This window comes from Corynebacterium sp. KPL2734, assembly GCF_040225595.1.
Classification (GTDB): Bacteria; Actinomycetota; Actinomycetes; order Mycobacteriales; family Mycobacteriaceae; genus Corynebacterium; species Corynebacterium rhinophilum.
This window is the reverse complement of the sequence record NZ_JBEHFO010000012.1, coordinates 47,390-57,247: the sequence shown is the minus strand read 5'-3', so window position 1 is coordinate 57,247 and position 9,858 is coordinate 47,390. Positions and strand designations below refer to the sequence as shown.

The 9,858-nt window shown below is 58.1% G+C and carries 8 protein-coding genes; 2 read left to right on the top strand and 6 right to left on the bottom strand.

Going from position 1 to position 9,858, the window contains the following annotated elements; genetic code table 11:
- Window positions 1–171: 171 nt before the first annotated feature.
- The 6 genes from ABRP88_RS08550 to purS all read right to left on the bottom strand — a co-directional run bounded on the left by ABRP88_RS08550 (window position 172) and on the right by purS (window position 6,726).
- On the bottom strand, window positions 172–657 hold the full coding sequence (locus ABRP88_RS08550) for a DUF4411 family protein (RefSeq protein ID WP_349836956.1): 486 nt from the start codon (window positions 655–657) through the stop codon (window positions 172–174).
- A 3-nt stretch (window positions 658–660) separates the two neighbouring features.
- On the bottom strand, window positions 661–1,815 hold the full coding sequence (locus tag ABRP88_RS08545) for an ImmA/IrrE family metallo-endopeptidase (protein ID WP_349836955.1): 1,155 nt from the start codon (window positions 1,813–1,815) through the stop codon (window positions 661–663).
- Between the two features lie 232 nt (window positions 1,816–2,047).
- The gene (locus tag ABRP88_RS08540) at window positions 2,048–3,331 is read right to left on the bottom strand and encodes a glycosyltransferase family 87 protein (RefSeq protein ID WP_349836954.1); all 1,284 of its coding nucleotides are present in this window, start codon (window positions 3,329–3,331) and stop codon (window positions 2,048–2,050) included.
- Window positions 3,332–3,476: 145 nt separating this feature from the next.
- Window positions 3,477–5,786, bottom strand: coding sequence for a phosphoribosylformylglycinamidine synthase subunit PurL (purL, locus tag ABRP88_RS08535; RefSeq protein ID WP_349836953.1), 2,310 nt, complete (start codon window positions 5,784–5,786; stop codon window positions 3,477–3,479).
- A 13-nt stretch (window positions 5,787–5,799) separates the two neighbouring features.
- On the bottom strand, window positions 5,800–6,483 hold the full coding sequence (purQ, locus tag ABRP88_RS08530; RefSeq protein WP_349836952.1) for a phosphoribosylformylglycinamidine synthase subunit PurQ: 684 nt from the start codon (window positions 6,481–6,483) through the stop codon (window positions 5,800–5,802).
- Window positions 6,484–6,726: a phosphoribosylformylglycinamidine synthase subunit PurS gene (gene purS / locus ABRP88_RS08525; protein ID WP_005279580.1), complete on the bottom strand. Its 243-nt coding sequence runs from the start codon at window positions 6,724–6,726 to the stop codon at window positions 6,484–6,486.
- Between the two features lie 246 nt (window positions 6,727–6,972).
- Here purS and ABRP88_RS08520 point away from each other — a divergent pair, with 246 nt between their 5' ends.
- Together ABRP88_RS08520 and ABRP88_RS08515 are read left to right on the top strand one after the other, a co-directional pair.
- Window positions 6,973–7,776 carry a lamin tail domain-containing protein gene (locus ABRP88_RS08520; protein ID WP_349836951.1) on the top strand — a complete coding sequence of 268 codons (804 nt, stop codon included), beginning with the start codon at window positions 6,973–6,975 and terminating at the stop codon, window positions 7,774–7,776.
- Window positions 7,758–9,740: an ExeM/NucH family extracellular endonuclease gene (locus ABRP88_RS08515; protein WP_349836950.1), complete on the top strand. Its 1,983-nt coding sequence runs from the start codon at window positions 7,758–7,760 to the stop codon at window positions 9,738–9,740. Before ABRP88_RS08520 ends, ABRP88_RS08515 begins: the two co-directional genes overlap by 19 nt.
- Window positions 9,741–9,858 lie beyond the last annotated feature (118 nt).

The window sequence follows — 9,858 nt, the reverse complement described above, 5'->3', positions numbered from 1 at the left end:
CCGTGATGGTCGCCTTATTGTGCACCGGCACGAGGCTTACCACGGGTTACAGATACACCACACTAGCGGACGCAACCTTTTGAAGCACCCTAGCGATGCTCTCGCAGACGAGATATCCACCTACATACACACGATTTTAGCTCCACAAAGTTCTATGCCACTTGCATGGGACTAAATACTAATATTAAGTTTTCTTAAGAAATCAATACCATCCACACACTCGACGTCAAAGTACTGTGCTACATCCGGAATCTTCACTCGTGCTTTTCCATTTGGCGCGGGTTTCTCGTTGGTTACAATCTTCGCTTTATGCCGATACGCGGAGGCAACTAACCAAGAATCTGCAGCATCCAAAAATATATCTACTGCGTTTGGTTTGTATTTAGGCTCGCGCTCCGTACTGACCCAACGTGTCATTTCTTCATAAGCTAGGATTTCTTCCTCATCAGGAGACAACCGCTGACTGGGACGGACAAGGTTTTCATACCACGCAAAGCGAGGATGCCCCCAGCTCTTCATTTCTTCGTGGACCTCATCATGGAAGTAAATACCCGGAACAAAAAGCTTAATCTCAAGCTCTTTCCACAGGCTGGGGAATACGTCTTCTGGATAAGTAGTCGTTAACTCACCAAGAAAATTCGTATCGATGACGTACATCGCTTATACCGCTTTTCTGCCCGAAGATCGTGCAGACGATACAAGATTTTCAAAGGAATCATACGTAGTTGTTCCCAGAAGACTTGCAGCTTGTTTTTCAGGTAGGACTCCTGATTCTGCGGCGCCTAATACTGTCTCAAAAAATCTCTCTCCCACCCTTGCTTTAATTAAAACATGGCGAGGAGGCGCACCTTTAGCATCTCGCGAAGTCTTTATTAGCGCCTGTTCTTTCCGGAACCGTGCCGCAAGTGGAATAGCTTCTTCTTGTGGGACCATTCCAAGTCCTACCAGCCGCCACAACAATGCTTCGCGGCTCATACCGTATATCTTGGATAGTGTTGAGACCTGTTCCTCTAGCTCATCAGTGGGCTGCAATTTCTCCCGCAGAGAACGCCCCGGGCACAAGAAAGCCGCAGCAAATTGATTACACCATTGCTCGGTTTCTAGGCGCTCCGAGTGATCAGAAATTCCGGGTTTGCCAAGCACAACGTGAGCTAATTCGTGCGCAAGACTGAAAAGTTGAGCTGTCTTGGCATCGCGAGTATTGATGAAAACTAGGCAGTAGCCATCCTCCTCAAGGGTAAATCCACGAAATTCTTCTGTATTAAGTGCCCTGCGGGTGGAGTTTTCAGCAATGGAGTTTCGGGCAACGAGTATCCCAGCATCTTCCATCAAGGAAACCAATTCACGAACTTTGTCACGCCCAGGAAGAGGAGCTTCTCGCTTGAGGCGGAGTGCGTGCCGAACGCTACTAGCGGCAACCGCTGCGGACTCAGAAATCGTCGCACTACGGAAAAGTTCCGGCGGATCAATTCCTATGTCCCGTGCGTATTCGGCGTACCAATCGAGGCGCGTCTGGGAAGCGAACATGACTTCCTGCAGCTCTGGGCTGACCGTATCGAGCTGCTCATTGCGCACGGTTCTAAAGTCCGCGACCTCAACCTCATCGCCTGTAGGAACATCGAGAAGCAGCCTGCCGAAAGGAATGTGAGCTTTTTTCGCTAGGTCTTTCGCTTGTTTTAAAGTGGGACGCTCTTCACCAGTTTCCCATTCATGGATTTTGGGAAAATGCTTGAGTAGCGCGGATTTTGAGAGCCTAGTGCGGGATACCGCCCAAGACAGCACAGCAGGTTGAATCGTCACTCGTACAGGTGCCATGACGATCCTCCTTCACTGTCCATAGATCTTAAATAGTAGCGTAAACCAAGCAAAAGGCCCGGCCCAGGCCGTCGGCATCGGCAAGCGCATTCAGCACCAACTACCCGCCGTGAACATACACCATCACTGAGTGGGTACCAGCATCATTGGGCGGATAGCAGCCGGGCAACGATCTTCAAGTCCTCGGTTCCGGAGAGACGTGGTGGCGGCTTTAGTGGAGGAAAGCCGCTTACTAACTCGCCTTTTTGAAGGAAAGGCGGCGGTCTCGCAGAGGCAGGGCGTCCTTTCGGCTTAGCTCCGCGATACACAGTGCGATTACAAAGCCCACCAAGACGATCAACGAGGACCATGACAACCACATTTCAGAATCTGCCCTGGCCAGCGGTGGGAATAAGAATAGACCTAAGACCGGCACAACATAAATGATGCGATTCTGCCCGCGGGCCAGAACGCCTAGCAGTGGCAATACGGCGCACAAGACGTAATGATCCCACAAGATATTGCCGGTAGCCGTGAGAACCGTAAAGATGCCGACGGCAGCAATGCGCCACGGCTCCTGTGACCGCAAAGCGGTAACAATAACCAGCGCAATTAATGCCAGGGTTACAAAAGGCGGAATAAGGCTGGCAGCCAGTGAAGGATCATGAACGATGGTGACAAGAATGCTGTCATCTTCAACGCGATTGGTGCTCAGTTGGGAAGCAATCGACCCGTTGACAGGAGCGACCATTATTGCCGCCTTGATGTCCTGCAGGGTATCCCACCAAGAGGTAAACACGTCCCAGCCAGAAACGACGATTGAGTAGAGTACGGCAACGGCTCCTGTCCCGAGTGCTACCAATCCCGCTTTGCGCGCCCGCGGGAAAACCACGCAGATGAGCACGAGGATAATGGGGGTTAGCTTCACTGCAGATACAAGTCCTAGTGCAATTCCTGCGCGTACTGGGTGCACGCGAGAAGCAGCAAGGCCGTATGCAACTCCCGCAAAAATCAGCGGGCTCGTCTGGCCAAGAAATAACGATGACTGAAATGCATTCGATGCCCAGCCCAAGAGGATTCCAAAAAGCAAGGCCATGGTCGGTATTTCTTCTTCAAACCACAAGAACCAGGCGGAGACTATCAACACCACCAGCGCCCAACCGGAAGCAATCGCGAGCAATATCACGGAGACATCAAAACTCATGACCCGCACGACCAAGCTCATCACATCCGCGAGAAATGGGACGTGAACATAAGGGTGCGGGAACTCAGTGACATCAGAGTGGGCGATGGTGTCTAACCACACATCACCACGTGGCAGTGCGAAATCGCGTTCATCGATCCTATATAAATGCTCCCGATTTCCATCGCGGACGAGCAATCCAGCAATCCATAACGCACCCCAGTCACCGTAATTCAGTTTTCCGGCGGAAATTACGGCAACCACGAGGCCAAATACCAGCCCAATACCATGGTGGTACCACCGCAGCACTGTTGTTGCGGGCGCGGAGGCTTGATGGCGGGAATGCGCGCTCATGGGACTCCTAATATAAAAATTACGATTCGAGACAGAGAGAAAGGGCGATGCTCATTGGGCAGCGACCCCGATCATCGAAGATAGTCTAAACGCTCCTCAAGCCCGGCCAAAGCCGGGCTTGAGCTAAGCGGTGACAGGGGCTGGCTTACTCCACAACGGAGTTAGCGCCCACGGCGTGACCGAAGAGGTCAGGCAAGGTAGCAGACCATGCCTCAACCAACTGAGAGATGGCCACGGATTCGCCACCCAAGGTAAGCGCACCGGTCTCGGTGGTCTCACCCACGATGGCTGCTGGAATGCCAAGCTCAGCGGCACGGGCGAGCACCTTATCGGCGCGGTCAGCGGTGGTGGCCACGAGCGCGCGGGAAGCGGACTCGGAGAAGGCCGCGGTGAAGGCGTCCTCGTGCACGGCGGTGAGATCGAGGTCGAGGCCTAGGCCGGCGGCATCGGCAGGCGCACCGGCACGCTTGGCCATCTCAAAGGCGGCGACGGCCAGGCCGCCCTCGGAGACATCGTGCGCGGCGGTGAGCAGATCGTTGCCGTGGAAGAAGTCCGCGAGGCGCTTCTCATTTGCCATGTCCACCTGCGGCGGCAAGCCGTTGAGGTTGTCCTTATCGGCGCCCTCGGCGCTCACCAGCTGCCAGATGGAACCGCCGAACTCATCCTTGGTCTCACCCAAGGCGATGAGGACTTCCTTCTCATTGACGGTGCCCAAGTTATTGCCAATGGCTTGGTGCACATCGTCGATAACGCCGAGCACGCCCACGACCGGGGTGGGCAGGATGGGCTCGGAGCCGGTCTGGTTGTAGAAGGAGACGTTACCGCCGGAGACGGGGATGGAGAGTTCAACGGCGGCATCGGCAAGCCCATGCACGGATTCGCGGAACTGCCACATCACGTCCGGGTTTTCCGGCGAACCGTAGTTCAGGCAGTTGGTAATCGCAACGGGCTTCGCGCCGGTAACCGCGACGTTGCGGTAGGCCTCCGCCAGAGCCAGGCGCGCGCCCATGTTCGGATCCAGCTTGGTGTAGCGGCCGGAAGCATCGGCGGAAACGGCGACACCGCGGCCGGTCTCCTCATCAATGCGCAGCACACCCGCATCCGCGTGGTGGGACTGGACGGTATTGCCGCGCACGTAGCGGTCATACTGATTCATGATGAAATCGCGCGAGCACAACGAAGGCGAGGAAATAAGCTTCTGCAGGGATTCCACCAGGCCGCGCTTGTTCGTGCCCTGGTATTTCTGCAGCTCATCCTGCCACTCGGGGCGGGCGTAGGGGCGCTCGTAGACGGGCGCTTCATCCGCGATGGTGCCAGCCGGCGCATCGACGACGACCTCACCCTGGTGGCGGATGACCAGGTGATCGCCCTCAGTAACCTCACCGATTTCGGCGCAGGTGACCTCCCAGTGCTCGCAGATTTCGCGGAACTTCTCCACGTTTTCCGGTGCCACGACGGCGCACATGCGCTCCTGGGACTCGGAGGCAAGGATTTCCGCGGCGGTCATGTTTTCCGCGCGCAGCGGCACGGCATCGAGGTTGACCTCCATGCCGCCATCGCCGGAAGCGGCCAGCTCAGAGGTGGCACAAGCCAGGCCGGCGCCGCCCAAGTCCTGGATGCCCACCACAACGCCGGCGTGGTAGAGGTCCAGGCAGCATTCGATGAGCACCTTTTCCGCGAAGGGGTCGCCCACCTGCACGGCCGGTAGCTTGCGCTCCGCGCCGTCCTCAAAGGTATCGGAGGCCAGCACGGATACGCCGCCGATGCCGTCCAGGCCGGTGCGGGAGCCAAAGAGCATGACCTTATTACCCTTGCCGGAGGCGAAGGCGAGTTTCAGGTCATCAACCTTGAGCGTACCCACACACAGGGCGTTGACCAGCGGGTTACCGGCATAGGTTTCATCAAAGACGGTCTCGCCGCCAATATTGGGCAGGCCCAAGGAGTTGCCGTAGCCGCCCACACCAGAGACGACGCCGGGTAGCACGCGTTTGGTATCGGGGGCATCGGCAGGCCCAAAGCGCAGCTGATCCATCACGGCGATGGGGCGCGCCCCCATGGCCATGATGTCGCGGACGATGCCGCCCACGCCGGTCGCCGCGCCCTGGTAGGGCTCCACATAGGAGGGGTGGTTGTGCGATTCCACGCGGAAGGTCACCGCGTTGCCATCGCCGATGTCCACCACGCCGGCGTTTTCACCAATGCCGGCCAGGATCTTCTCCCCCATCTCCTCCGTCATGGTCTCACCAAAGTAGCGCAGGTGCGTCTTGGAGGACTTATAGGAGCAGTGCTCGGACCACATCACGGAGTACATGGTCAGCTCCGCGTCGGTAGGGCGCCGTCCCAGAATATCGTGGATGCGCTGGTATTCGTCATCCTTCAGGCCGAGCTCAACGTACGGCTGCTGCTCATCCGGGGTGGACTGCGCCTTGTCTACGGTGTCATTAGAAACGGTCATGTAGGTGGCCTCCTTAAACCGCCGGCGCTTCCGCGACGGCCTTGATGGCGGATACGAATAGTCCCAATCCGTCGGTAGATGGGCCGGTCAGCGGGTCAATGGCGTGTTCTGGGTGCGGCATGAGGCCCACGATGCGGCCGGACTCATCGCTTACCCCAGCAATGCCATTGATGGAGCCGTTGTAATTATCGGTATAGCGGAAGACCACGCGGCCTTCGCCCTCGATACGGGCGATATCGTCATCGCCTGCCTGGAAGCGGCCCTCGCCGTGCTTGGCGGGAACCAAAATCTTTTGGCCCTTTTCAAACTCGCTGGTCCAGGCCGTGGTGGAGTGCTCCACCTCCAGGTAAGTATCGGTGCAATGAAAATGCAGGCCCTTATTCCGGGTCAATGCGCCCGGCAAGAGGCCTGCTTCAGTCAAGATTTGGAAACCATTGCAAATGCCGAGTACCGGCATTCCTGCCTTGGCGCGGTCGATGACGCTGCGCATGACGGGGGCAAGCGCCGAGATAGCGCCCGAGCGCAGATAGTCACCATAGGAAAAGCCGCCCGGCACTACTACCGCGTCCACGCCGCGCAGATCAGCATCCGCGTGCCAGAGGTTAATGACCTCGGCGCCGGCGGTGCGGGCTGCGCGGGCGGCATCCACATCATCCAGGGTGCCGAGGAAGGTGATTACTCCGATTTTTGCGGTCACTTACTTGACCTCCAGCTGCGTAACCTCGTAGTCCTCGATGACGGTATTAGCCAGCAGCGTTTCTGCTACCTTATCCAGTTCCTCTGCGGTAACGGAATCATCTACCTCGAGTTCGAAGCGCTTTCCTTGGCGCACATCGCTGACACCGGATACTCCGATGCGACCCAATGCGCGGACGACAGCTTGGCCCTGCGGATCCAGAATTTCCGCCTTGGGCATGACATTGACAACTACACGAGCCATGAAATTTTTGCCTTACTGTATGGGGCTTAGGTCTGCCCGATTCAGTGTAGTCATACCCCCGCCCAATCCCTAGATATACCCCCACTGCAGGGTTTTCACCCCGGTAAAGCAAACTCCGCGTAAATTACCACCAGCAGGAAAATGAATTTTGCGCGGCACCCAGGTTTCACAGCCTGCTCGCGCGAAACCCGCCCAAAGCGGTCCCGGGTACACCGATAGTTCAGCGAGTAAAAATAAAAGGCGTCCATGACAACTTTCTCTATGATTAAGGTGACTTCTATGGCTCTTCGCCGCCTTGGCAGGGTAGCCCTCGCTGCCGGTTTCTCCACCCTCTCCCTATCCATTGCGGTGCCTTCCGCCATGGCCGCCCCGGATAATTCCACCGCGGTCATCTCTGAGGTCTACGGCGGTGGCGGAAACAAGGGTGCGAGCTTTTCCAATGATTTCATCGAGCTTTATAACCCCACCGATGCCGCAATCGATCTCACCGGCTGGTCCGTGGAGTACTTTGCCTCCAACGGCAATAGCGGCGGCAAGATCACCCTGTCCGGCACCATCGCTCCCCACGGTTACTACCTGGTACAGGCTGCCGCCGGCAATGGCCAGGCCCAGGCTCTTCCCGCCCCGGATGCAGACGGCAAGGTCAATATGTCCGGCACGAAGGGCTCGGTGCAGCTTGCCGATGCCACCGGTAATACCATTGACCTCATAGGTTACGGCGCCGCCTCCAAGTCTGAAGGAGCTGCCACCGGCGCGCTATCCAATGACGCCTCCGCTTCCCGCAACGCGGCGGGCACCGATACCGATGACAACTCCGCGGACTTCACCGTCGGTAGGCCAAATCCCACCAATTCCGGCAACGCGTCCCCCTCCCCGCAGCCAGGCGGATCGGGTGACTCGGGCAGCTCCGATGATTCCGAGAACCTTCCCGCGCCCGAGGGCATTACCCCGATCGCTGAAATCCAAGGCACCGGCGATGCCTCCCCGCTCGAGGGCAAGAACGTTGCTACCCAGGGCGTTGTCACCGGCGTGTGGAGCGAGGGGGCCTGAATGGCTTTACCATCCAAACCGGCGGCACCGGCCAAGAAACCACCGATGCCTCCCAGGCGCTATTTGTGCACATGGGTAAAAAGGGCGCCGATAAGTACCCCAGCATCGGCGATTCCGTAGAGATCACCGGCCAGGTCTCCGAGTATTACGGCGCCACCCAGGTCAGCGCTTCTTCCCTCAAGCAGCTCGATACCGCATTGGAAGTGGTCACCCCGCTCGCCGTGGATGAGCTGCCCCAAGGCGACGGCGCACGCGAGCCCTTTGAGCACATGCTCATCCAACCCGGCGCGCACACCGTGACCAATAACTACTCGCTCAACCAATACGGCGAGGTCGGCCTCGCCCCGGGCGATGAAGCTTTCCGCCAGCCTTCCGATGTCCACTCCCCTTCCACCGATCCCAATTCCGAGCTGCACAAACTGGCCAAGGATAACGCTGAAAAGCTCGTTACCTTGGATGATGGCCGCACCCGCGATTATTTAAGGACCGATAAGGACACCCCGCTGCCCTATATCGCCCAAGATGGCGGCAAGACCATCAAGTCCCTGCGCACCACCGATACCGTCGAATTCCAGCACCCGGTCATCGTGGGCTACTCCCACGAGCAGTGGCGCTTCCAGCCCACCGAACCGGTCACCGGTGAGACCGCCGGCGCCGATCTCCCCATCTCCTGGGAAGAATCCCGCGATGCGGAGCTGCACGCCGTTGATGACGTAAAGGGCGAATACACCATCGGTGCCTTTAACGTGCTGAATTACTTCACCTCCCTGGGCGAGGAATACGGCGGCAGCGCCTATACCGACCGCGCGGGCAATAAGGTCACCGTCAACCGTGGCAAGACCCGCGGCGCCTATACCGAATCCGCGTTAAAGGACCAAGAGCGCAAGATCGTCGCCGCCATCAATGGCCTGGATGCCGATGTCATTGGACTTTCCGAAATCGAAGATGGCTACGCAGTCACCGGGGACTTTAACCAGCGCGATAAGGCGCTGAAACGCCTGACCGAAAAACTCAACGAGGCCGCGGGCTCAGAAAAGTGGGCCTTCGTTCCCTCCCCGTCCAAGGAACAAGTCCCTGAGCGCCCCGATGTCATCCGCACCGCGTTTATCTACCACAAGGACGTGGTCAAGCCCGTGGGCGATTCCCGTATCTTCCAGGATCCGCGCTTTTCCGGCACCGCCCGCGAGCCGCTGGCCCAGGAATTCCAGCCGCTCAATAGCGATGACGAGTCCTTCGTCGCCGTGGCCAACCACTTCAAGTCCAAGGGCTCGGTGGCCAAGGGCGATGAGGATCCCGGCGATGGCCAGGGCAATAACCCCAACGTCCGCAACGCGCAGGCCCAGGCCGTGCTCGATGCCCTGCACAAACAGGACGATTGGAAGGATAAGCCGCTCTTTGCCCTGGGTGATTTCAATGCCTACACCCACGAAACCGCACTCGATGTCTTCCGCAACGATGGTTTTACCGTGCCTGCGGAAAAATACGGCGCCGATACCTCCTACCAGTTCGGCGGCCTGCTCGGAACCTTGGACCACGTTCTGGCCAATGAGGTTGCCTCAGGCACGCTTGCCGATGCCCAAGTGTGGAACATCAACGCCGACGAACCCGTTGCCTTTGAGTACTCCCGCCGCAACTACAACGCAGTGGATTTCTACGACGACTCCCCTTTCCGCGCCTCCGACCACGACCCCGTCAAGGTCGGTTTCACCCTGGGCGAGGATGAATCCACTGACGCCCCCAGCGGCGACGACCAGGACGATGACAACACCGATGGCCCGGGCTTCGGGTTCGGCTCTAGCTCACTTGGCACCGGCGCCATCATCGGCTTCGCCATCCTGGCTGGCCTGCTCGCCATCCCCGGTTTCATGGCGGCCACCGGCAACCTGCAAAAGATCATCCCCGCTGGAATCTGGGGCATGCTCCCGCAGCAGGCGAAGGACTTCATCAACGGCCTAAGCAAGTAGGAGCGCCTACTCGTACAGGCCCATCTCGTCAGAAAGCACCGCGAGCTCGTCTGCAGCAGCACGCTGTTCAAGGTCTCTCTGGCGTTTAAAATCCTGCACGCTGGAGGCATACAGATGG

Coding starts and splice junctions, on each gene's coding strand:
- ABRP88_RS08550 (WP_349836956.1), bottom strand. CDS start 657: ATGTACGTCATCGATACGAATTTTCTTGGTGAGTTAACGACTACTTAT.
- ABRP88_RS08545 (WP_349836955.1), bottom strand. CDS start 1,815: ATGGCACCTGTACGAGTGACGATTCAACCTGCTGTGCTGTCTTGGGCG.
- ABRP88_RS08540 (WP_349836954.1), bottom strand. CDS start 3,331: ATGAGCGCGCATTCCCGCCATCAAGCCTCCGCGCCCGCAACAACAGTG.
- purL (WP_349836953.1), bottom strand. CDS start 5,786: ATGACCGTTTCTAATGACACCGTAGACAAGGCGCAGTCCACCCCGGAT.
- purS (WP_005279580.1), bottom strand. CDS start 6,726: ATGGCTCGTGTAGTTGTCAATGTCATGCCCAAGGCGGAAATTCTGGAT.
- ABRP88_RS08520 (WP_349836951.1), top strand. CDS start 6,973: ATGACAACTTTCTCTATGATTAAGGTGACTTCTATGGCTCTTCGCCGC.